Here is a 22,457-nt window from a genome sequence, read left to right as displayed (position 1 = left end):
CGTGAATGATCGCGTAGACGCAGCTACACGGGGCCGGCAAAGGTATCGCACTGCCCCATATCGCCAGTCTCGAAACCGCGGCGGAACCACGCTACCCGTTGCGCCGACGTACCGTGGGTGAAGCTGTCGGGAACAATGTCGCCACCGCTGCGGCGCTGTAAACGGTCGTCGCCAATGGCGGACGCGGCGCGGAGCGCCTCCTCAAGGTCACCCGGCTCCAGCATCTGCCGGAACTGCTGCGCCGCATAGCCCCAGACTCCGGCAAAGCAATCCGCCTGCAGCTCCTGCCGCACCGACAGCGCATTCACGTCGGCGGCGGGCCTGCCCTGCCCACTGGCGCGCACCCGCTGGCTGATGCCCAGCAGCGTCTGCACGTGATGCCCCACCTCATGGGCAATCACGTAGGCCTGGGCGAAGTCGCCGGGCGCCCCCAGCTGGCGATCGAGGTCGCGGAAGAAACTCAGATCCAGGTAGACCTTGCGATCCGCGGGGCAATAGAAAGGGCCGACGGCGGCGCTGGCCGAACCACAGGCAGAGGCAACCCGCTGGCGAAAGAGCACCAGCACCGGCTCTTCATAGGTGGCGCCGGATGCGTCGAATATTGCCTGCCAGGTGGCTTCGGTATCTGCCAGCACAACCGCAACAAACTCGGCCAGCTCCTGCTCCTGCGCGCTGATGGGCGCCGCTGTGGCCGCCGGGCCCGAGTCTGGCGCAACCTGCAACACGTCAATACCCAGCATCCGGGCACCAACAAACGCGACCACACCCAACCCGAGCATGACGCGCCCGGCCTTACTGCGCAGCAGCCAGGGCAGAATACGCAGTAAGAGCATAGCGCCCGGCACGCCGCCGGCGCGGACCGGCTGACCGCGCCGATCCTCAACGTTGCTACTGCGCCGCCTGCCGCGCCAATCCATACCCTGCCCCTGTGCGACATCCATCCAACGAAAGGGAGAGAATAGACCAGACAGACCGCGGCGGACAACGAGGACGGTCCAGGGAGATCATCCCGGGTGGACCCAAACCCCGCTGGTCACCTGACAATCCGCTGCATCCAGCAGCATGTGCACCGACAAACCCAGGCCCACCAGGCGGCTGGCGGGAAACAGGCTGAGCAGCACATACACAGCAATCAGCCACAGTTGATGCAATGGATGAAAGCCGATACTGCAGCGGCCGGGGTCGTAGATAGGTTGTGCCAGCAGATGATCGAGGTCAACCAGCATGGTGGCGACCATCACCAGAAACGCAGTTTGCCAACGGCGGCGGAAGAACAGCCGTGCCACCAGCAGGGGAACCAGAAAATGCAGCGCTATGTGCAGCATGTATACACGCGGCACCTCTGTCGCCGCCACTGCGCATGGCGTGAACACTTACGGGTCGGGACCCGCACTCAGTCTTCGCCTGCCAGACGCTGGTTGATCTCCTGCAGAAAATCGCTCGCGAGTTCCCGTGCGGCTCTCCGCCCGTCATCTCCCGCCTCGCCCCATTTGCGGCAATACCAGCAGAGACGTTCTGCGGGGGTGCCCGCCGATGACTCACCCAGCTTCTCTCTCAGGGTCAGGATCCGTCGGCCGAGATGCACCAGGGCGTCGGCCTCCGCGTCGATGCGATCGTTGGGTCGCGAGGCTGCTCTGAAATCCGTTGCACAGAAGGCAAAGTCGTTGGCACCCGTTGCTGCCGCCTCCAGATGCATGACCAGCCGCTCCTCCAGCTCGTCCTCCAAACGGTCCAATTGGGCGTAGAGCTTTGCTTTCGACACCATAGACGGCGCTCAACAGCCGGACAGCGCCGGCGGCGGGTTAGTCATCCTTGAGAAGTTCCTGGCGTTTCCGCTCATACTCACGGTAGGACATTCCGGTTTCGCGCATGCATTCTTCGTACGCGTTCTGCGGCAGTTTGGCACACTCAAGTTGCTGGTTCTGCTGTACCGCGGAGTACATCTGTTCATTACTGCAGGCGGCCAGCAGCGCCAGCACTGCCACGGTAGTGATAAACCTCATGAATACAGTGCTCCTGCTTTCAGCGCTGGGAATACCCCCAGGGAGATTGCGAATCGAAAGTCGAAACGTATAAGCGCTCAACCTTGTTGCGGGCCCACTCGGTTTTGCGCAGGAACTTCAACGATGACTTGATAGATGGATCGCTCTTGAAACAGTTCACATCGATCCTCAGCGCGAGGCCGTCCCAACCGTAATGCGCCACGAGCCGGGTCAGCGCCTTTTCAAGGGTGATCCCATGCAGTGGGTTATTGGGTTGCTGTCTGGTCGTCGTCAAGAGCCGTCACCCGGGAAGCGGTATCGCCTATGGTACAGGCCGCGAACCGGTGAAACCACCGACGCCGCAGCAACTACCGGGGCTTGTACTGCGTGGGACAGTACCCCCGAGAGACACCGGGCGCTCGCAACCTGGCATGCTTGGTCACCCGGCCGGTTACTCGCGCTCGCCAAAGCCGGAAACTGCCCGGCTTGAGGCTCACGCGCATCAGTGCAATCACGCCGGCTTCGTTCAACCCGAATTGCGACTCGATCGCCTCGAAGGGCGTGCGGTCTTCCCAGGCCATCTCGATAACGCGCGATGTCTCCTCTTCAGACAGCAAGCGAGATCTCGCGCGCCAGGTCGAAATCTTTCGGGGAGATACCGCCCGCATCGTGCGTGGTCAGGTCGATCACAACCGTGTTGTAGACGTTGGACCACTCGGGATGATGATTCGCCCGCTCGGCAAGCAGTGCCACCCGTGTCATGAAAGCAAAGGCCGAGACGAAATCGGGAAACTTGAACTCACGGTGCAGCTTGCCGTTTTGCAGACACCATGCCGCCGACGCCTGCTCGTTAAGCGCCGCCAGCGAGGCTTCCAGAACGTCTCCATCGCAGGGCTGTACCATGCTCACCTCCCGGGAATGGCTGTTGGAAAGCGTTCAGCTGGGCCGATGGATACCACAGATCTTGTGACCGTCCGGGTCCAGGAAATAGCACAGGTACATCACGCCCATGGTGCTTTCGCGGGGACCGGGTGGATCCTCCACACTGGTGCCGCCATTGGCAACGGCGACATCGTGGAACTTCTGGAGTTGCTCCGGCGAATTGCAGACGAAGCCGATGGTTGAGCCGTTGGCGGTGGTGACCGGCTTGCCGTTGATGGGCTCGCTCACACTGAAGGTGGAGCCATCGTGCATGAAGAACAGACGCGTCTGTCCGGTGTCGTTCTTGTGCTCAATGGGTGCGCCTGCGCCAAGCACACCCAGGACGGCAGTATAGAAGCGCTTGGATCTTTCGATATCGTCAGAGCCAATCATGACATGATTCAGCATCGTGTATTCTCCGTATAGGTTCTGGAATCTGTTACGTTCCGGCCTGTCGCCTGCGCCGTGCGCCTATCCTACCCCAGGCCCGGCGACGGGTCATCGGTATACGCAGAAACAGCACCACCGGCCTGGCATCCGCAGGGTTGCACCGTTACCCCTACTCTCGCCAGGCAGGAAACGCCGGCAGGCCCCGGTAAAACTCGAAATCGTGATTTGGCCACAGCTCTGCGCCTTCACGCTCGGCGATCGATTTCATGCGCCTGATACTGCTGATGGCCAGTGCCTCGTTGTCCTGCCAGCAATAGCCCGGTGCAACCTCGTCGGTAAGGTTTTCGGTCAGGTCCGCCGCGTCGCCACACAGAATCACCGGCCGACCCTTGGGCAGTTCGATGAACAGCGACATATGGCCGGCGGTGTGCCCCGGCGTGCACAGGGCATGGACGCCGGGAGCAACCTCGTATTCCGCGCTCTGCAGGTTCCACCCACTGGCACCGGCCACCTCGTCGGCGAAAACACCGCTGTCCAGCCGCGTCGCGGCCGCCTGCACCTCGTCAGCATGTACGTGAACCTCACAGCCCGGCAGATCACACAGACCACCCGCATGGTCGAAGTGCAGATGGCCGAGAAATACGAGGTCAATATCCCGGGCGGTCAGGCCGAGCCGCTGCAGGTAGCTGGGTATGCGCTGGCTGTCGTCCATCACCGGCGGGTCGAAGAAATCACGCATCGGGTCGTAGTATTTCGAGCGCAGTTCCGGGGTGGCAATTTTCTGATAATCACAGCCCACATCGTACAGAATGCGGCCATTCGGAGTCTCGATCAGGTAGGCCAGAATGGGCGCGGTGATGAACTGGCCGTGGCCCCGGTTGCGGGTCGATACAACCTTCTCATAACGGTGTGTGCCCGTGAGCAGCGGCCAGATTCGCAGCGCCTGTTGCTTCATTATGTGCTCCGCATCAGAGTGGTGAATCTGTCACGCCAGAGTCTACTCAAAGTCCGTAGTCCCGCTCTACTCTGGCGATCCTGACCTTGAACCCTGAATACCATGCACTCCGACCCCGCTCTTGTGCTACCTGGTGCTCAGCGTTCCGCTTCCAGTCCCGTATCGCCCCAACGCTGTCCCAATAGGATACGGTCAGGCCCAAGCCGTCACGCACGGACTCGATGCCGAGAAACCCGGGTTGCAGGGCCGCCAGGTCAACCATGCGGTCCGCCATTTCCGCGTAGCCATTATCACCCTCGGTGCGGTGACTACTGAAGATCACCGCGTAATACGGTGGCCGGGGGGTACTGGCAATATCTGACATAGGCTTCACCACTGTGGTTTACGGACAAGGCAACTGGTTTCACTCGCCACACCGGAACTCCGCAACGCCGCGGGTGCGACGACTATGAGGTGAAGATGCTCATCACCGCAGACACCCCTCCTTCCAGAAGGGCTGCCACGATAAACGGTACCACACCCCCGAGCATTGTTCCCCAGAATAGCGCGAAGGCCAAGGCATGCTCCTGCCGCGATTGTGTGGGCCATACTGATTGCATGTGCAATGCAACCACAATCATGACAAGCGCCAGCAGGGCAAACACATAGCCCAGCACCGGAGAGAGATGTGACCCGAGTGCAACCACAACGGCGAACACCAGCGCACCGAGTAACGATATACATCGTGGCCTGGTCAGCCCCTGGCCTCTAAACATGGGTTGGGAGCCCTTCAAATGCGGGTACGTCATCGCACTGGCCATCCCAGGCGGCTTTGCTGGAGGTGAAGATGTGCGCCGTTGGCCACAGCGGGTGCGGCGTGTCCAGACACCCTGCGGGAACGACGAGCAATCCCGCAGACTGCACGCCCGGTAAAGCCGAACCACAGCGGCTGCAAAAGCTTCTGCTGTGCCGCGTACCGGGGAGGGTGAAGGACGTCACCTGATCCGCACCGGCCAGCCAGGTCAGTGTGGCTGACTGCGAAAAGAGGTTTGCCCCGTGGGCAGACCCCGTGTCCTTCTGGCAGCGCTGGCAGTGACAGAGGTAAAAGCTGTCGAAATCCCCGTGCACCACGAACTTCGCGGCGCCACAGAGGCAAGATCCGGCGTGCTCAGTCATCGTCATTCCCGAGTGACAGCGTCATGACAATTTCCCCGTCATCCACCTCGCCCGTGGGCCTGAAGCCCAGGGAGCGGTAGAACTGTTCGGGGCTTCCCTCACCCGGTACATAGGAAATCCCCAACGCCCTGAACAGACCCCTGCGTCGCACATGCTCGATGATCAGGCGCATCGCGGCCCGCCCGATACCCTTGTGCTGGTGCCTCGCATCGACCATGAATCGCCACACCTCCACCTTCGGGTCCTCAACTATCGGAACCACCCGAGACTGGTCCGAAAGCATCACGAAACCCACAGGCTCCTCTTCGCAATAAATCGCCCGATACCACGCCTCCGGCGAGAACAAGGCCTGCCCCAGCGACCAGGCATTCGGTGCGACAAACCGGTTCTGATCGTCAGCTACTGCGAGCTGCATCACGGCCCGGACCGTTTCCGCCGTAATCTCCCGGAGAGAAACCTGATTCTGTGTACTCAACACCCGCCACCTGCTGCTGATATGGAAATGACATCCGGGGGCGCATCGGTCGAACTCCCGCAACGTCGCGCTGGCGAATGGCTGAATCAGCCGTCGCCCACATCATAGTGCGACCTTAGCACCTGATGGCGGTGTCTGAAAACGAAGCGATAAACCGGTGCCAAAACCCGGCCCAGGAACGGCAATCTGGGCTGGAACTCCACTGTGTCCGTGACTCTGCAGAATGCGCCACTCCGGGTGATTTCCCGCTGGTGCCGCCACACCGCGTTGGCGAGAGAGCTCGATGCCTCTAAAAAGCCCTGCTGCGGGTGGATGCGCTGGAAAAAGAACGTGTGACGATCGACGGGCAGCACTCCGAACAGGAGTATCCAGCTGGAGAAAAGCACTCTGCCGGTGGGCCACTCGGCGATGGGCTTGTCGGCCCACGCCCGTGGGACGGTCATGCGGATGAGCGGACCCAACTCCCGGTTCACAGCATCCATGGTGAACAGCCGGGAAATATCTTCGGAGCTGATTCTGAGGTTGCTCGATATGTCGAATTTCACAGGGAGTCTCCGGGACGCTTGCCAAACCAGGAAGCGCCGCTTCATTACGGCATCGATATGCGTTCGCTGCTCATAGTCTGAAAAAGGTGAGCGCTTCACACGCACTGTCGCTCACGCTTCCATACCTAAGCCTGCCGGTCCTTCTGTTTGCCCGACTGAGGTGGGTAACGCCACCACGCACATGCCACCACGAGGCCGAAGGCAGTATAGATAATCGCAAAAACCCACAAAGGCGCCTCGTAATACAGCACGCTTTGCAGCCAGTGCTCGATAAAGCTGCCCGTGTAGCCCGCGCCGCCCGCCTGGACGCGAAGCCATGACTCCAGAACAGTGAGCGGGCAGTACTGTCCAAGCCAGGCCTGTAGAGCGACCACCGCGATAGCAACAAGATGGGCCAGGCGCCACCCGAACTGATTTACCCAGCCCCACCCTGCCCGGTTGCCGATGATGACCACCGGGAGCCCCAACACGACGAAGAGGACAATGCCGAAGTGCAGCAGAAGAACGGCATCGGCAAGTGCTTGATAGGTCAAGAGCGGATCTCCCTTTGAGGCCCTGCAGCGGACTCTGAGGTGAGCTGGCGAGAGCCAAAAAGCGCCGTGATTCGATGGCCCATCAAAGTGATGCTAGTCCACTGCCAGCTTGCCCTGCTGCCAGGCACTCACATTTCTTGCCCTGTCGAACAGAAGACACTGGCCTCCGTCACGACTAGCTGAGCCAGAATGATGCGCTTATCCGACTTTCCCAAAGGCACCCAACTTTCCTCTGGCAGCGACAGCGATTCTGGATCGATGGTCTGCGGGTCACCCGCAATCTCCGCGCGACGCTCTGCCTGCGCCTTGATACAGCTGTCCATCTCTTCACTGAGGTTGGCCGCTTCTTTCATTCCCCCGAGAAAATAGTCCAGCTCGGCGACGGTAAGCTTGCCATCCGCTTCAAAGAGCGGCTCAGTGAAGACTTGATCGCATGCACTGATGTTCAGTGCGACAGAGGCAAGCAAGAGCGAACGCATCAGTCTCTGAATTGTATTCATTCCCTTTGGTCTCATCAGGTAGTACCGAAACCGCCAATCGCTTGCGGGCAGATTAACATCTGCCTACGGCATGGAGCGATATCACCAGCCGATCAATCGGATTTAAAGGGCCACCAGAACGCCGTAGAACAAGATCAGAAACCCGCCGAGTTCGGCGGCTATTAGCGTCCACATGAACCAGCGGGTCACAGCGTTAATCTCGCGCAACTGATTGTCAGTGTCGCCGAGATAGCCGTGGATCATGTAGATGGCGATTGCCAGCGCGAAGTACACAATGAGCGCAAGCGTTGCCATAATCTCGACCATGTTTGGAAGCTGGCTGATGTCCACGAACACGGCAATCAGGATCGTGGCGAAGCTGTACATCAATGAGGCCCTGTGGGCGATATCCACATAGGGATGTGCCTGAGCGTTGTCGCTCGCGGCTATCTGCAAATACTTCCAGACACCCGTCACCAGGCCGTTGAGGAAGAATACACCGGCGGATACGATGGCTATCTGGTAGGCGGTTATCATCTGGTGCCTCTGTCTCTCGATATTGGATCGTGATCGTTAGACTACTGCGCGTGGTCGACGCCAAACTAGCCTTCTCTTTCGCCTATCTCTGTTGATTGATAGACAAGGGAGAGTTGACCGGGAACGTGGATCCTATACGAAGCCGAAGACCGATCCCGCCAGGTGGGTGTCGAAGTACTCCGTAACCTCTGCGAACTGTGGAGACAACTCTCACCGGCGGTCACCGGTTACACCTAACGCCGCGCTTAGGCGCGGTTAACTTTGTGCGCGAAATTCGGAGCTAACCGACAGCGCATAAAGTGCACGAAGTTGGCCCTCGATCTACAGCGCATCGTCATGTGTGGGCTTGATTCTCCGTATAAGCAATCTTTTTTCCATGGAACGATTCATACAATCTACGATGCGATTCATAAGAAAATGAGTCTGATCTGAATGTATAGTCCTTAATCCAATCTATCAGCATATCCAAGTTGGCATCCTGCGCTTCTTTGGACGTGTATTTATGCGGCTCCCATGGACGACTCTTGGCATTGGCGATACATTGCTCAACAGTTAGATCCATAAATACAACTTCCGATGCCTCATGTTTCAGGAGTTCCAATAAATCGGTATAGCACCCCTCAACCACCCAACTTTCATGCTCGGCTATGAAATCATTAATTTTTTCTTTAGATTCTTCAATAGGCATTCTTTTGGGTGGATCTGTCGGAAGCCATGCCAAGACATCCAAATCTAAGTGAGCCAAACCGAGTTTCCGTGCAATCTGCTTGGAAAACGTGGACTTACCAGAACCAGAGTTTCCAAAAACCAGAATCTTACTCAAGATGCCCCCGAAGCTTTAATGGCACATAACGCTCGAATTAACTGGCGCCGGCTTTGTCCTGGTACGCGGTGGACTCATTGCTAGCAATCAACTCTTTGATCATTAACTCCGCAGAACCAGGGCATATACCTGAGAACTCAGATGTATCTTTTATCACTTGCGGTGTTTCGGAACGCGGAATAGGCCTGTATCCCTGATACCCAAAGAAGCGGCCCGCTGTTTCGGTCAATAGAAACAGCCTGGCCACACGCTTTGTTCTCGCCCAGTCCTCCAATGAAGCGATCAGGTTTCGTCCAATCCCGCTCCCCCGGAACTGCTGCTTAACGGCAAGCGACCGAACTAAGGCATATTCCTCATAAACCTCTATACCAACGACTGCGGTAAGCGCCCCATCCGCTTTAATACCAAAAAGCCGAATTTGGTCATTCCCTGGGATATCGGCTACGGGAAGCCCATAGGATTCCAGAAGCTCTTTCACTTCAATACTGAAATTTATCTCTTGCATTAGGCGACGCGCCCGACTGCTTAACGCCGCCATTTGCGGCAACTGGAATTTGTCCGCAATATGGCCTTGTTAATTGCCCTTGTAAACCGCTGAACGGTGCGCAACTTTTACCACCAAAACAATGAGAGATTCATCACGGATTTCGTAGACAACACGGTAAACGCCTTGGCGCACCCTATACCGTTCCTGGACTGAAAGCTTGACGCACCCTTCCCCTCTGGGGTTATCCGCCAGCATTTCGACTCTCTGTAGAATGCGCTGAACGTCAGCTGACGGGATGCTCCGTAAGTCTTTGGCAACAGACTTCTTAAAGGTAAGTTTAAATTTTGCCATGCTTCTTTAGATCATTAAGCAAGGCGTCATAGCTGATCTCTTTTTCGCCCTCTCGCTCAGAAAATGCGGCCAAATCTTCTTGGTCTTCATTCATAAGAAGGCGGACCGCCTCGTCAACAAGCTCTGACATGGACAAATGTGATGAAGCAGCCCGTACTTTCAGGGCTTGGTGGATATCTGGCTCAAAATAGATAGTTGAACGCTTTGATAAATTACTCATAATGACCTCCAGACAGCGTTAAGACATTATAGCGCTATAGCGTTTTGACGCTCAAGAGGGCAATTAACGCCCAGGTAAGCGGCGTTCAGTACGGAGCGACTGATCGGGCAAAAATGGCGAAGCCATGCCCGAGCAGGCGCGGAGTGCTGAACGTCCGAGTGAGCCGCAGGCGAACGACTTGACCGCCTTGTTAGGGCTGACTGATCGGCGGCTTGTAACTGACATTCTCATTCTCAACGACGATCAGTTTCTGCTTCTTCATTTGCTCAATGATTGCTTCCAGTTCGCTTTCTTCGAGCTTCTTCAGAAACAATGCATTGATGGTGTTGGATAGTGTTTTGACTTTGCGCGGCCTCGAGTGCCCACGGGCAGCCAAGCTCTTGACGATTGCCTCGATCTTTTCTGCAACCGACGTGGCATTGGAAATCCTTAACAGCGGTATTTCAGCAAGCTCCTTTTCGCGTTGAGCGAGAATCTTCCTCTCCTTGAGATGCTTGATCAGAGGATCAAACCCAGTATCTCTTGAGATGATGTGGAAGTAACCATTCGGATCCTTTTCGGCCAATTGGCCGATATAGAACGCAATATGAAAATCGAGAGCATTCGGCCCGTTGCCTCCAATTTTCACGTACTCCGCATTGCTGCCAAGGGCTTGCAGAGCCGATGCGAGCTCAAAGGGAATTTTCGCCTGATTTGCTCCAACGAAAACAATGACCTTGAACTCGTGGCCTTTTAGCACTTCCAGGCTTTTCGGCTGGACATTCTCGTAATCGATCAGGACGTAATTGTTCTTCAATTGCTCAGTCCTTTTCTGGCCCTAACAGCTTATTAGAAAGACCAGACCGTATAACACCCCGCTTGCTAACTCCAGCACGCCGTGCGAGTTCAAAGGTGACATCCCCCACTGAATCAACAACCTGAGAGACCTGGGTCGCAAGAGCCGCGTGTTAGTCGGAGCATCTGGAGGTTAGCAAGACATCAAATTCGCCCAGGTCATGTGGCGTTTATTTAGATAAATTCAATAACTTACCTCAAACCACTTGACCCGTCTCACATCTTTTTGGTGAAAAGCCGCTTGCAATCCGTCCGCACCAGACTACTGTATATAAGTACAGTATTGGCGATCAACAACCATGGACGACATCAGACCAGCCATCTCCCCCAACTCGCCCAGGCTACTCGACCAGGTCCGCCGTCACATGCGGGATGCAGGTTATGCCTGGAAGACCGAGAAGACTTACATCCACTGGATCAGGCGCTATATCCTGTTCCACGGCAAACAGCACCCAGCCAGGCTCTCAGATGCTCATATCTGCCAGTTTCTCAGCGCACTGGCCAACGAGCGATCATGTTCACCTTCAACACAACATATAGCGCTGAACGCACTGGTCTATCTCTACAAGAAATTCATGGGGGTAGCTGTCGAGGGCCTGAGCTTCTCCCGGGCGAAGGTCCAGCCTCGGCTACCTGTAGTGCTGAGTCATCAGGAAGCCATGCTGGTTATCGAGCACCTTCATGGCTTGCACCGCACCATGGTCGCGCTGCTTTACGGTACCGGCATGCGGCTCAATGAAATGCTGTCGCTGCGCATCAAGGATGTTGATTTCGAGCTGTCTACAATCACCGTGCGCTCGGGAAAGGGCGACAAGGACCGCACCACCATCCTACCGGATCAGTTGAGGCCACTGCTTGAGGAACAGATCACGCGGGTAGCTTGTCAGCACGAGCAGGACCTGAGGGCTGGTTATGGCGAGGTTTATATGCCTTACGCCCTGGCCCGCAAATATCCGAATGCAGCCAAAGAGCTTGCCTGGCAGTACCTGTTTCCCTCAACAGGCATAGGTAAAGACCCGCGAACCGGGGTGCTACGGCGCCATCATCTGCATGAATCCGCATTGCGCAAGGCCCTCTGCAAGGCCAGGCGGGCCTCGGGTATCAACAAACACATCAAGTGCCACACCTTCCGGCACAGCTTCGCTACACGCCTGCTCCAGCAGGGCTACGACCTGCGCACCATCCAGAAGTTGCTGGGTCACAGTGACGTCCGTACCACAGAGATCTACACCCATGTGATTCGGCGAGGCGCCATGGGCGTGGTCAGCCCTCTGGATGGTCCGTAACTCATGCCCTACGCCGAACTCCATACCCTCACCTGCTACAGTTTCCTGCGCGGGGCATCGCACCCGCAGGAGCTGGTTGAGCGCGCGGCAGAACTGGGGTATCGGGCCATAGCCATCACTGATGAATGCTCGCTCGCGGGGGTAGTAAAGGCTCACATCGCTGCCAGGCAGGCGGGTATCCAGCTCATTATCGGCAGTGAACTGAACCTGGTGGAGGGGCTGCAGCTGGTAGCGCTGGCACCTTCCCGTGCGGCCTACAGTGAGCTGTCCGGCCTGATCAGCCTGGCCCGGCGGCGCAGCCCGAAAGGCGAGTACCGGGTGGCGCTGCGGGATGTCATTTTTCACCTCAAGCGCTGCCTGATCATCTGGAAGCCCACAGGCGCTGCCGTGGACGATACAGGCAGCAACCCGTCGACGGCGGAGCTCGGCTACGGGCAGCAGCTGGCGCGGCTGTGCCGGGGGCGGGTCTGGCTCGGAGTCACCCACGTGCTGGGCAACGACGAGATTGCCCGCTATGGCCGCCTGCACGCGTTGGCTCACACGCTGAACCTGCCGATGGTTGCCTGCGGCGCGGTGCGGATGCACGTAGCGTCGCGCAAGCCGCTGCACGATGTGTTCACAGCGCTGTACCACAACACCAGCGTGGCACAGCTGGGGCGACGGCGGCTGGCCAATAGCCAGCAGCACCTGCGTCGTCCGCAACAACTGGCCAAGCTGTACCCGCCCGCCCTGCTCGCCGCCACGCTGGATATCGCCGGCCGCTGCCAGTTCAGCCTGGACGAGCTGCGCTATGAGTATCCGGAGGAAGTGGTGCCACCCGGGCAGAGTGCGGGCAGCTACCTGCGCCAGCTGGTCGAGGCGGGTTGCACGGTGCGCTGGCCCAGAGGGGTACCCACGGACATACAGCAGCGCATCGACTACGAATTGCAGCTTATTGATGAGCTGTCCTACGAGTACTACTTCCTCACCGTGTACGACATTGTGCGCTTCGCCCGGGAACGCGGCATTCTGTGCCAGGGGCGCGGCTCGGCAGCCAACTCGGTGGTGTGCTACTGCCTGTTCATTACCGAGGTATCGCCAGAGGCGGTGTCACTGCTGTTTGAGCGCTTCATTTCCCGCGAACGGGATGAGCCACCGGATATCGACGTCGACTTCGAACACGAGCGCCGCGAAGAGGTTATCCAGTACATCTACAGCAAGTACGGCAGACGCCGCGCAGCACTCGCCGCTACGGTCATCACCTATCGCGCACGCAGCGCGGTGCGCGATGTGGGCAAGGCACTGGGCCTGGATGCGGTGTTCGTTGAGGACCTGGCAAAGTCCCTCGCCTGGTGGGACCGCAGCGCCGACCTGCACAAGCGTTTCCAGGAGCAGGGCGTTGCCAGTCACGGCGAGGTGGCGACGCTGTTTCAGTCGCTGGTGCAGCAGATCCTCGGCTTCCCGCGCCACCTGTCACAGCACGTGGGCGGCTTTGTGATCAGTCGAGGGCCCATCTCCCAGATGGTGCCGGTGGAAAACGCCAGTATGGCGGAGCGCACGGTCATCCAGTGGGACAAAGAGGACATTGAATCACTCGGGCTGTTGAAGGTGGATATCCTCGCCCTGGGCATGCTCTCGGCGATTCGCAAAAGCCTGGCGCTGGTCGCACGCGATCACCCCCACATCCGCGGGGTCGCCGATATACCACGCGACGATGCAGCCACCTGGCGCATGTTGCAGCAGGCGGATTCCATCGGCGTGTTCCAGATAGAATCCCGCGCCCAGATGACCATGCTGCCGCGGCTCAAGCCGGCGAGCTTTTACGACTTGGTGATCCAGATCGCCATCGTGCGCCCAGGCCCCATCCAGGGCGACATGGTGCACCCCTATTTGCGCAGGCGGCAGGGTCTGGAAGCGGTCACTTACCCCAGTGAAGCCATTCGCGCTGTGCTGGACCGCACACTGGGGGTTCCCATCTTCCAGGAACAGGTGATTCGGCTGGCAATGGTCGCCGCCGGCTTCTCAGGTGGCGAGGCCGACCAGCTGCGCCGTGCCATCACCAACTGGGGCAAGAACAGCCAGTTGCTCACCTTCGAGCACAAGCTGGTGCAGGGCATGATTGCCCGCGGTTACGCGCAGGATTTTGCTCACCGTCTGTTTGAGCAGATCAAGGGCTTTGGCGGCTATGGCTTTCCGGAATCGCACTCGGCGAGCTTTGCCCTGCTGGCGTGGGTGTCGGCCTGGCTCAAATGCCACCACCCCGCTGCGTTTTATGTCGGCCTGCTGAACAGCCAGCCGATGGGGTTCTACTCCCCCTCCCAGCTGGTGCAGGATGCGCGACGCCACGGGGTGACGGTGCTGCCAGCCGATGTGAACCACAGCAGCTGGGACCACCGCCTGCTAAACAGCGACGGCAGCAGCCAACCGGCAATACGGCTGGGGCTGCGGCTGGTCAAGGGCCTGAGACATGATGCTGCCCAGCGCGTGATGGAGGCGCGCCGACAAGCGCCGTTTCAGCAGGTCAGCCAACTGCGACTGCGAGCCGCGCTGGCGCGCGGGGACATGGAGGCACTGGCGGATGCCGATGCGCTGGCTTCGCTCAGCGGCAACCGCCACCAGTCGCAATGGCAGATCATGGCGCTGGAGCAGCCGCGGCCCTTGCTGCAGGAGGAGCAGCGGCAGCCGGGCACCTGGTTCAATGACGGTGTGCAGCTGGCCGCGCCAGGGGTGGCGGAAGAGGTACTGGCGGACTACCGCGCCACCGGCCTCACCCTGCGCGCCCACCCCCTGGCGCTGTTGCGGCAGCAGCCGCCCTTTGATCGCTGCAGCCGTTATGCGGACCTGGGCCGCATCAGTCACCGGGGGTTTGTGCGGATTGCCGGCCTGGTCACCTGCCGCCAGCGTCCAGGCACTGCCTCTGGTGTGTTGTTCCTGACGCTGGAGGATGAAACCGGTAACAGCAATATCGTGGTGTGGCCGCGCACCCAGGCGCATTTTCGCGCGGCGCTGATGAACGGCAGGCTGCTACTGGTAAAAGGCACGCTGGAACACCGGGACGGTGTCACCCACATCATAGCCGGCGCGCTGGAAGACCACAGCAGCGCCCTGGCATCGCTGCCCGTGCAATCACGGGACTTTCATTGATGCACCTCGGCGCCCCACCATTCAGTGCGCTCTGACGCCCTTCAGATGCTGCGCGCTAGAAGCTGGAACCGGGCTGGGTGAGAAACTCGCGCTCCTCCGCCGTGGACTCACGCCCGAGAATTGCATTGCGGTGAGGGTAACGACCAAAACGGTCGATAATTTCCTTGTGTCGCAGTTCAAAACGGTAATTGTTGGCCGCCGCCCACTCTTTGAACAAGGGTTCTGCCAACTCGTGTATCCAGCGCGACTCGCTGTGCATGTACGGCATCAGCAAAAAGCTGCGCTGAGCAGGTTCCAGCGCCTGCAGCGCGCCGCCGGCCACCGCTTCCTGCGCCAGGCCCAGCGCCAGCGGGTCCTGCGCAAAGGCACGCGGCGCATTGCGAAAGATATTGCGGGAAAACTGGTCCAGTACGATCACCTCGGCCAGGCGTCCGCACGCAGTGCTGCGCCAGGGCGCCAACTCGCAGCGCGCCGCCTGCTCCAGCGTGGGGAGGAATCGCTCGTGCATTTGGGCATCCAGTGCAGCATCCACGGCCCACCACTGCGCCGGTTTCAGCTCGTCAAACCAGAACTCGAGAATGTCTTCAGGCTGTACCATCTTCCCCTCCGCAATGCCGCCCGGAAAGCCATTTCACTCTACCAGGCAAAGCAACTGCCCTGCATGCCCATGGAACCGAAACGCCAAACCCGCGTCGCCGGCCCCGGCGCTACCCCGGCACACACCAGCAGCGGCAAAAGATGCTCCTCCCGCGGGTGGCAGAAACGGGCGTGGGGTGCGTTTTCCCACTGCAGCAGGCGCGCTTCGCGCTCCGCGTCCTCCAGCGGGGCCTCGGCCAGTGTGTCGACCAGCCAGTCTTCGAAGGCGCGGTTACGGGTGTAGAGCGCCGGTTCCCTCTGACCGAAAAAAGCCTGCACGTTGTGAAATGACGACCCTGAACCAATCAACAGCACGCCTTCACCATCCAGTGCTGCCAGAGCGCGCCCCATGCGTACATGCGCTTCCGGATCCATCGACGCCAGCAGGGACAGCTGAATGCAGGGGATATCGGCCTCCGGGTAGAGGATTTTCAGCGGCACGAACAGGCCGTGGTCAAAACCACGGCCGGCATCTGCCTGCGCCGCCAGCCCCGCCCCTTGCAGCGCGTCAAGAACCTTCTGCGCCAGTGCGGGATGCCCGGGAGCCGGATACTCAATGGCGTAGGATTCCGGGGGAAAACCGTAGTAGTCGTAGAACAGTTCAGGCGCGGCGCCGGTAGTCACTGTCGGCTGGGGCGCCTCCCAGTGCGCACTGGCGACAATAATGGCGCTCGGGCGCGGTAACTCACGGGCAATGCGCTGCAGCGTCAACACCAGCTCTGCGTGGCCGGGATCCCCGAGCAGAGGCAGCGGCCCGCCGCCATGGGAGATGAACAGGCGCGTCAACGTGGCATCATTTCCCGTCACACTGGCATCCGGGGAATTGCCAGCTGACCTGGTGCAATACGTGATCTGTGTACGGCCATGACCCGCGACCTCGCGCGTGGGCAGAATTGCAGGATTCAATTGTGACAAGCGCAGCGGCCATTGTCATTGGCGCAGGGGTAAACGGTGCATTTGACCGACAAAACGTATTGTGGCCACAAATGACCCTTCCGAACCCCCCGTGTTTTGGCATACTGCGGCGCATTGCAAAATCACTGGCCCCACAGGAGAACCTTATGCGCTGGCTGCTGCAGAACCTGAGGCGAGCACTCACACTGTCTGCTTTACTCGGCGGAGTCGCCGCGGCGCATGCCGCCACCACCGTCATTCACGCAGGCACTCTGCTCGCCGTGCCGGGAGAGACGCCCCTGCAGGAACAGACCCTGGTGATTCGCGATGGCATGGTCAGCGAGGTCCTGGAAGGCTACCGTGACCCCGCCAGCCTCGATGCCAGCGCCAGTGTCGTCGACCTCAAGCGCGCCTTCGTCATGCCCGGCCTGATGGATATGCACGTTCACCTGCAAGGTGAACTGGGCCCGGACGACGACCGTCAGACACTCAAGGAGTCCAGCCAGCTCATGCAGATGCGCTCGCTGATGTACGCCCAGCGCACCCTGCAGGCAGGCTTCACCACGCTGCGGGACGCCGGCTCCAGCCCGCAGGAAATGTACGCCCTGCGCGATGCCATCAACCAGGGCTGGATTGACGGCCCGCGCATCATCGCCGCCGGTGGCGTGGGCGTCACCGGGGGGCACAACGACGTCAGCGGCATGAAACCGGAACTGATGGAGTTCTACACGCGGCCCACCGTTTGTGACGGGCCCTACGACTGCCGCCGCGCCACCCGCAACGCCATCAAGTACGGCGCCGACCTGATCAAGATCACCTCCACGGGGGGTGTACTCACGGACCGCGCTACCGGTACTGGGCAGCAGATGGAAATGGACGAGCTGCGCGAGGTGGTGCAGGCCGCCCAGCGGATGGGACGCAAGGTCATCAGCCACGCCCACCAGGAGGACGGCATTATTGCTGCGCTGGAAGCCGGTGTGGCGAGCATTGAGCACGGCACCTATGTCGGACCGAGGTCGATCAAACTGTTCAAGTCCACTGGCGCCTATCTGGTGCCCACACTGCTGGCGGGCCACACGGTAAAGATTATGGCCACCGAGTCCGACTTCATGAGCCCCGCCATTCGCGAGAAGGCCATTCGCGTGGGCAACGATATGCAGGCCAACTTTGCCAAGGCCCACAAGGCCGGAGTGAAGGTTGCCTTTGGTACGGATACCGGCGTCTCCCGCCACGGCGATAATGCGCAGGAAGCCGTGCTTATGCAGGAAGCCGGCATGACCCCGATGGAAATCCTCGTCAGTGCCACCGTGAGCGCCGCCGACCTGATCGACATGTCCGGCACGTTGGGCACTTTGGAACCGGGCAAGCACGCTGACATCATCGCGCTCGAAACCTCGCCCCTGGATGACATCAGCAGCCTGCTGGATGTGGGCTTTGTGATGAAAGGCGGCAAGATCTACAAACATCAATTGCGCTAACAACAGGAGCTCAACGTGACCGGTGCCAGCCAGCAGCAAACACCTCCCTTCAAGCCCGCCGATGTGCTCAACGCCCATATCATGGGTGACGAACGCAGCATGTATGCGCTGTTCGACTACCTGCGAGCCAACGATCCGGTAGCCCGTGTCGAACACCCTGAGTATCGTCCTTTCTGGTCGCTGTCACGCTACGACGATATCAAGCGTATCGGCAGCGAGAACGACCGCTTTCTCAGCGCACCGCGCACGGTACTGATTCCCACGGCTTTTGAAGAAGCACTGCTGGAACGCTTCGGCACCCGCAACGGCCTGGAAACACTGATTCACATGGATCGGCCCAAGCACCTGAAGCTGCGCAAGGTCACCCGGGAGTGGTTCCTGCCCCGCAGCATCGAATCACTGCGTGCCGAAGTGCAAGCGCTGTCGAAAGAGTTTGTCGACAAGATGCAGGAGATGGGCAGCGAATGCGACTTCGTCCGCGACATCGCCCTGCTGTTCCCGCTGCGCATTATCCTCTCCATTCTCGGCCTGCCGCGCGAATCCGAGGCCACCATGCTCAAACTGACGCAGGAAATGTTCGGCAGCCAGGACCCGTCCCTGCAGCGCGCTGACAGCCAGACGGCGGGGCTGGATGTGCTGAACGATTTCGGCGCCTATTTCAGCGAGGTCATCGAGGACCGCAAGAAGCACCCACGAGACGACCTGGCCACGGTGCTCGCGAATGCCCAGGTGGATGGCGAACCGATGAACGTGCTCGATCAGGCCAGCTATTTCATCATCACCGCAACCGCCGGGCACGACACCACCTCCGCGGCAATCGGCGGCGGCATGAAGGCGCTGCTGGAACATCCCGACCAGCTTGCGCTCTGGCGCGAACGACCTGAGCTCGATATCGGCGCCGCCAAGGAGATTATCCGCTGGGTATCACCGGTGCGGCACATGGTGCGCACCGCGACCGAGTCGCTGGAGTTGCACGGCAAGCAGATCAACGCCGGCGATAACATCGCCCTCTGGTATCCGGCCGCGAACCGCGACCCGGAAGCCTTTGCCCACCCGAACCGGCTCGACCTGTTGCGCGACCCCAAGCAGCAACTCGCCTTCGGCTACGGCTCCCACATGTGCCTGGGGCAGCACCTGGCCGCACTGGAAGTGAGCTGTTTCTTCCGGGAGTTACTGCCGCGACTGAAAGACATGCAGTTCAACGGCGAACCCGAGTGGGTCAAGGCCATTTTCGTCGGCGGCCTCAAGTCCATGCCGGTGCGCTATAGCCTGCGCTGATCCGACGGGCCGGCATGGCCCGCCTCAGCTCTGCTCCGGTGCCCTCGCGGGTGCCGGATACCAGTCTTCCGGGGCCACCACCTTGGGCACTTCCGGGTCCCGCTCGTAGTGTGGCGACATGATCTGCACCCCGTGCTCGTTGAACACGTCCTGGATGTTCGCGTGCAAGTCGCTGTAGGTTTGCAGCATGCGCGTGGCATCCCGGCAGTACGCATTGAGCTGGTAGATGACGGTGAAATCGCCCATCTGCGTTTGCAGCACGAAGGGCGCGGGGTCGGCTTCGAGTCCGCCGGTGCGCGCCGCCGCCATCAGTAACATGGCCTCCACCTGCCGCCAGGGTGCGTCGTAACCGATGCCGACATCGGTGTGCAGGATAACGCCCTTCTCGCGGGCAAAACTGCTGTAGTTGACCACGGTGGAGCCAAGCACTTCAGAGTTGGGAATGTTCACGTCCTCGTTCTTGGGGGACCGCAACTGCGTGCTCAGCGCCCGCACGTTCACCACTTCGCCCATGTGGTCACCGATACGCACCCGGTCGCCTTCGCGAAATGCGCCGCGATAGGTCAGGCTGTAGCCAGCAATCATGTTGGCGATAAACGACGACGAGCCGATGGAGAACACCACACCAAGAAATATACTCACGCCCTTGAAGGCCTCGGAGTCCGAGCCGGGAATGTAGGGGTAGGCCACCACCAGCGCAAAGGCGATAACCAGAATGCGCATGATGCGATACGTGGGCATGGCCCAGTCGCGATCGAAATTCTCGAGGCGAATGCGGCCCCGATCAACGCGCTCGAAGAACACCTTGGTGGCGCGCAGCACGGCACGAACCACGATAACCAGGAGCACCAGGAAAACGAGGTCCGGTAGCGACTGCAGCAGCCCTGTACCCATTTTCTGCAGCGGGTTGAGAATAAGATGGAACAGATTGCTGGCGAAGGGGCGCGTCCACGGATACAACCCCAGCGACGCATTCAGCCAGCCGAGTACGATGGCCACCAGCGCCAGCGCGCGCGTACCGCGCACCACGCCACCCAGCCAGCTCCAGAGCTGTGCCGCGTCGATAATCCGGTGCGACGCGCGCTCAATGTCCTGGATACGCTTCTTGACGGCCTTTTCAATCAGGCGGTTGAACCAGCCGAACAGTGCTTTGACGGCGTACAGCAATACACCGGCGGCCAGCGTGATGACCAGTAGCAGGCCGGTGCTGGCCAGCAGCCGCGGGTGACTGCGCTCTTCGCGGTAACGGACGACGGCATTCGCAATCCGGTTCATGCTGGCCTCAGCCAGCACGCCCAGTGGGGCCTGCTCGAGTGCGGCATCGGCCGGGTACAGCGTTGCAATACGCTGGCCTGCGATGCGGATGACCACCCTGTCTCCGCCGCTCACCACCTCGCCTGCATGGGCGTCCAGCGTCGGATCATCCGCCAGATTGATTATCGCCTCACGGATACTCGCTGCCCGGTCAGACGCCGGTGCCGCGGAGATGCCCCGCACACGGAACAGGGTTTCACCATCCAGCACCACAGACGCGGTCATGACGCCATCGTCACGCGCGGCCTCATGCAAGAACACCTCGGACGAATAAGCGGCCCCACTGCTACCGGCATCGGCATCGGCCCAGGCCGTAGTGGTGGACAGCATAGACATCAGGAAAAACAGCAAAACACGCATACCGGCACCCGCGACAGATAGACACCCGCACAGGGCGGGTAGATACCCCTGGCTTTATAACCCGGAGTTGCGGCGAGCACCAGAGTCAAACAGGCGCGCGCAACTACTCCGCCAGACGGGTAGCGCCGCCGAGGTCGGTATCCGGCAACAATGCGACGAACTCTCCCCGCACGGGACTCACGCCGGGTTGCGCCCCTTGTTGGCCGCGATGCGCATGCGCAGCGCGTTGAGCTTGATAAAGCCCTCCGCGTCTTTCTGGTTGTAGGCACCGGCGTCGTCTTCAAAGGTGGCAATGCTGGCGTCGAACAGACTGTCCGCCGACTGACGCCCGGCGAGGATCACGTTGCCCTTGTAGAGCTTGAGGCGCACCTTGCCGTTCACAACGGCCTGGGTCTGGTCGATCGCGGCCTGCAGCATGCGCCGCTCGGGGGACCACCAGTAGCCGTTGTAGATCATTTCGGCATAACGTGGCATCAGGTCGTCCTTGAGATGCGCGACCTCGCGGTCCAGCGTCAGGGACTCGATGGCACGGTGCGCCTTGAGAATGATGGTGCCGCCGGGCGTTTCGTAGCAGCCGCGGGACTTCATGCCCACGTAGCGGTTTTCCACCAGGTCCAGGCGACCGATCCCGTTCGCGCCGCCGACAACATTCAGGCGCTCCAGCACCGTCGCCGGGCTCAGGCGCTCGCCGTCGATGGCCACAATATCGCCGCCCTCAAAATCCAGCTCGATATAGGTGGGGGTATCCGGCGCCGCTTCCGGGCTCACGCTCCAGCGCCACATGTCCTCTTCCGCTTCGGACCAGGGGTCTTCCAGAATGCCGCCCTCGTAGGAGATATGCAGTAGGTTGGCGTCCATTGAGTAGGGCGACTTCTTTTTGCTCTTGCTGTAATCCACCGGGATATTTCGCTCTTCGCAATAGGCCATGAGCGTTTCGCGGGAGGTGAGATCCCACTCCCGCCAGGGCGCAATCACCTTGATGCCGGGCTTCAGCGCGTAGGCACCCAGTTCAAAGCGCACCTGGTCATTGCCCTTGCCGGTGGCGCCGTGGGAAATGGCATCGGCGCCGGTCTCATTGGCAATCTCGATCAACCGCTTGGCGATCAGGGGGCGCGCGATGGAAGTGCCGAGCAGGTACTCACCTTCGTAGACGGTATTGGCGCGGAACATGGGAAACACAAAATCACGCACGAACTCTTCACGCAGGTCGTCGATGTAGATTTCCTTGACCCCCAGGGCCTCGGCCTTGGCACGGGCGGGGGCGACTTCCTCGCCCTGACCGATATCGGCGGTGAACGTGACCACCTCACAACCGTAGTGATCCTGCAGCCAGCGCACGATCACCGAAGTGTCGAGGCCGCCGGAATAGGCCAGAACCACCTTTTTCACATCTGACATAAA

29 protein-coding genes are annotated in these 22,457 nt (G+C 59.9%); 4 read left to right on the top strand and 25 right to left on the bottom strand.

Annotated features, from left to right (window positions below; all coding sequences use genetic code 11):
- Nucleotides 1-23: 23 nt before the first annotated feature.
- The 21 genes from R3E49_RS13925 to R3E49_RS13825 all read right to left on the bottom strand — a co-directional run bounded on the left by R3E49_RS13925 (nucleotide 24) and on the right by R3E49_RS13825 (nucleotide 10,649).
- Nucleotides 24-917, bottom strand: a complete 894-nt coding sequence (locus tag R3E49_RS13925) for a neutral zinc metallopeptidase (protein ID WP_371295587.1) — start codon at nucleotides 915-917, stop codon at nucleotides 24-26.
- Between the two features lie 87 nt (nucleotides 918-1,004).
- Nucleotides 1,005-1,325, bottom strand: a complete 321-nt coding sequence (locus R3E49_RS13920) for a DUF6122 family protein (protein ID WP_290737584.1) — start codon at nucleotides 1,323-1,325, stop codon at nucleotides 1,005-1,007.
- 68 nt (nucleotides 1,326-1,393) lie between these two features.
- Nucleotides 1,394-1,765: a hypothetical protein gene (locus tag R3E49_RS13915; RefSeq protein WP_371295586.1), complete on the bottom strand. Its 372-nt coding sequence runs from the start codon at nucleotides 1,763-1,765 to the stop codon at nucleotides 1,394-1,396.
- A 37-nt stretch (nucleotides 1,766-1,802) separates the two neighbouring features.
- Complete coding sequence (locus tag R3E49_RS13910; protein WP_371295585.1) at nucleotides 1,803-2,003, bottom strand: hypothetical protein; 201 nt, start codon at nucleotides 2,001-2,003, stop codon at nucleotides 1,803-1,805.
- A gap of 19 nt (nucleotides 2,004-2,022) precedes the next feature.
- Nucleotides 2,023-2,277 carry a VF530 family DNA-binding protein gene (locus R3E49_RS13905; RefSeq protein WP_371295584.1) on the bottom strand — a complete coding sequence of 85 codons (255 nt, stop codon included), beginning with the start codon at nucleotides 2,275-2,277 and terminating at the stop codon, nucleotides 2,023-2,025.
- 73 nt (nucleotides 2,278-2,350) lie between these two features.
- On the bottom strand, nucleotides 2,351-2,599 hold the full coding sequence (locus tag R3E49_RS13900; RefSeq protein WP_371295583.1) for a TIGR03643 family protein: 249 nt from the start codon (nucleotides 2,597-2,599) through the stop codon (nucleotides 2,351-2,353).
- A complete protein-coding gene (locus tag R3E49_RS13895; protein ID WP_371295582.1) occupies nucleotides 2,589-2,885 on the bottom strand; it encodes a 4a-hydroxytetrahydrobiopterin dehydratase in 297 nt (98 codons plus the stop codon). The genes R3E49_RS13900 and R3E49_RS13895 overlap by 11 nt, the downstream gene beginning before the upstream one ends.
- Before the next feature lie 33 nt (nucleotides 2,886-2,918).
- Nucleotides 2,919-3,311: a VOC family protein gene (locus R3E49_RS13890; RefSeq protein WP_371295581.1), complete on the bottom strand. Its 393-nt coding sequence runs from the start codon at nucleotides 3,309-3,311 to the stop codon at nucleotides 2,919-2,921.
- A 151-nt stretch (nucleotides 3,312-3,462) separates the two neighbouring features.
- Entirely contained in the window at nucleotides 3,463-4,248 is a 786-nt protein-coding gene (locus R3E49_RS13885) for an N-acyl homoserine lactonase family protein (RefSeq protein WP_371295580.1), read from the bottom strand.
- 46 nt (nucleotides 4,249-4,294) lie between these two features.
- Nucleotides 4,295-4,612 (bottom strand): antibiotic biosynthesis monooxygenase, encoded by a 318-nt coding sequence (locus R3E49_RS13880; RefSeq protein WP_371295579.1) that lies wholly within the window; start codon nucleotides 4,610-4,612, stop codon nucleotides 4,295-4,297.
- A 383-nt stretch (nucleotides 4,613-4,995) separates the two neighbouring features.
- A complete protein-coding gene (locus tag R3E49_RS13875; RefSeq protein WP_371295578.1) occupies nucleotides 4,996-5,403 on the bottom strand; it encodes a GFA family protein in 408 nt (135 codons plus the stop codon).
- Nucleotides 5,396-5,818 (bottom strand): GNAT family N-acetyltransferase, encoded by a 423-nt coding sequence (locus R3E49_RS13870; RefSeq protein ID WP_371295628.1) that lies wholly within the window; start codon nucleotides 5,816-5,818, stop codon nucleotides 5,396-5,398. Before R3E49_RS13870 ends, R3E49_RS13875 begins: the two co-directional genes overlap by 8 nt.
- A 146-nt stretch (nucleotides 5,819-5,964) precedes the next feature.
- Nucleotides 5,965-6,423: a hypothetical protein gene (locus tag R3E49_RS13865; RefSeq protein ID WP_371295577.1), complete on the bottom strand. Its 459-nt coding sequence runs from the start codon at nucleotides 6,421-6,423 to the stop codon at nucleotides 5,965-5,967.
- Between the two features lie 125 nt (nucleotides 6,424-6,548).
- On the bottom strand, nucleotides 6,549-6,956 hold the full coding sequence (locus R3E49_RS13860; RefSeq protein ID WP_371295576.1) for a DUF2784 domain-containing protein: 408 nt from the start codon (nucleotides 6,954-6,956) through the stop codon (nucleotides 6,549-6,551).
- 128 nt (nucleotides 6,957-7,084) lie between these two features.
- Complete coding sequence (locus R3E49_RS13855) at nucleotides 7,085-7,456, bottom strand: hypothetical protein (RefSeq protein WP_290737614.1); 372 nt, start codon at nucleotides 7,454-7,456, stop codon at nucleotides 7,085-7,087.
- Nucleotides 7,457-7,558: 102 nt separating this feature from the next.
- Complete coding sequence (locus R3E49_RS13850) at nucleotides 7,559-7,972, bottom strand: hypothetical protein (RefSeq protein WP_290737617.1); 414 nt, start codon at nucleotides 7,970-7,972, stop codon at nucleotides 7,559-7,561.
- Between the two features lie 334 nt (nucleotides 7,973-8,306).
- Complete coding sequence (locus R3E49_RS13845; protein WP_371295575.1) at nucleotides 8,307-8,795, bottom strand: AAA family ATPase; 489 nt, start codon at nucleotides 8,793-8,795, stop codon at nucleotides 8,307-8,309.
- 37 nt (nucleotides 8,796-8,832) lie between these two features.
- Complete coding sequence (gene arsN2, locus R3E49_RS13840) at nucleotides 8,833-9,300, bottom strand: arsenic resistance N-acetyltransferase ArsN2 (protein WP_290737623.1); 468 nt, start codon at nucleotides 9,298-9,300, stop codon at nucleotides 8,833-8,835.
- 69 nt (nucleotides 9,301-9,369) lie between these two features.
- Entirely contained in the window at nucleotides 9,370-9,633 is a 264-nt protein-coding gene (locus R3E49_RS13835) for a type II toxin-antitoxin system RelE/ParE family toxin (RefSeq protein WP_371295574.1), read from the bottom strand.
- On the bottom strand, nucleotides 9,620-9,853 hold the full coding sequence (locus tag R3E49_RS13830; protein WP_290737629.1) for a CopG family transcriptional regulator: 234 nt from the start codon (nucleotides 9,851-9,853) through the stop codon (nucleotides 9,620-9,622). Before R3E49_RS13830 ends, R3E49_RS13835 begins: the two co-directional genes overlap by 14 nt.
- Before the next feature lie 190 nt (nucleotides 9,854-10,043).
- Nucleotides 10,044-10,649, bottom strand: coding sequence for a PIN domain-containing protein (locus R3E49_RS13825; protein WP_371295573.1), 606 nt, complete (start codon nucleotides 10,647-10,649; stop codon nucleotides 10,044-10,046).
- Nucleotides 10,650-10,986: 337 nt separating this feature from the next.
- On the opposite strand from R3E49_RS13825, the gene R3E49_RS13820 reads away from it, so the two are divergent.
- Together R3E49_RS13820 and R3E49_RS13815 are read left to right on the top strand one after the other, a co-directional pair.
- Nucleotides 10,987-11,973 carry an integron integrase gene (locus tag R3E49_RS13820; protein WP_371295572.1) on the top strand — a complete coding sequence of 329 codons (987 nt, stop codon included), beginning with the start codon at nucleotides 10,987-10,989 and terminating at the stop codon, nucleotides 11,971-11,973.
- 3 nt (nucleotides 11,974-11,976) lie between these two features.
- Nucleotides 11,977-15,096 (top strand): error-prone DNA polymerase, encoded by a 3,120-nt coding sequence (locus R3E49_RS13815; protein WP_371295571.1) that lies wholly within the window; start codon nucleotides 11,977-11,979, stop codon nucleotides 15,094-15,096.
- A gap of 55 nt (nucleotides 15,097-15,151) precedes the next feature.
- On the opposite strand, the gene R3E49_RS13810 is transcribed toward R3E49_RS13815, so the two are convergent.
- Entirely contained in the window at nucleotides 15,152-15,694 is a 543-nt protein-coding gene (locus tag R3E49_RS13810) for a DUF924 family protein (protein WP_371295570.1), read from the bottom strand.
- Nucleotides 15,695-15,732: 38 nt separating this feature from the next.
- On the bottom strand, nucleotides 15,733-16,539 hold the full coding sequence (locus R3E49_RS13805; protein WP_371295569.1) for a class III extradiol ring-cleavage dioxygenase: 807 nt from the start codon (nucleotides 16,537-16,539) through the stop codon (nucleotides 15,733-15,735).
- 254 nt (nucleotides 16,540-16,793) lie between these two features.
- Between R3E49_RS13805 and R3E49_RS13800 the strand changes: the two genes are divergently transcribed.
- Entirely contained in the window at nucleotides 16,794-18,104 is a 1,311-nt protein-coding gene (locus tag R3E49_RS13800; protein ID WP_371295568.1) for an amidohydrolase family protein, read from the top strand.
- Between the two features lie 15 nt (nucleotides 18,105-18,119).
- Nucleotides 18,120-19,382: a cytochrome P450 gene (locus R3E49_RS13795; protein ID WP_371295567.1), complete on the top strand. Its 1,263-nt coding sequence runs from the start codon at nucleotides 18,120-18,122 to the stop codon at nucleotides 19,380-19,382.
- A 24-nt stretch (nucleotides 19,383-19,406) separates the two neighbouring features.
- Here the strand turns inward: R3E49_RS13795 and R3E49_RS13790 are convergent, their stop codons facing one another.
- The gene (locus tag R3E49_RS13790; protein ID WP_290737670.1) at nucleotides 19,407-21,056 is read right to left on the bottom strand and encodes a mechanosensitive ion channel family protein; all 1,650 of its coding nucleotides are present in this window, start codon (nucleotides 21,054-21,056) and stop codon (nucleotides 19,407-19,409) included.
- 177 nt (nucleotides 21,057-21,233) lie between these two features.
- Nucleotides 21,234-22,454, bottom strand: a complete 1,221-nt coding sequence (locus R3E49_RS13785) for an argininosuccinate synthase (protein ID WP_290737673.1) — start codon at nucleotides 22,452-22,454, stop codon at nucleotides 21,234-21,236.
- Nucleotides 22,455-22,457 lie beyond the last annotated feature (3 nt).

The sequence above is a fragment of the Haliea sp. genome (genome assembly GCF_041395985.1).
In the GTDB taxonomy this organism is placed as follows: domain Bacteria; phylum Pseudomonadota; class Gammaproteobacteria; order Pseudomonadales; family Halieaceae; genus Haliea.
Note: the sequence above shows the minus strand (reverse complement) of the source record. Positions and strands in the feature narration are given on the sequence as shown.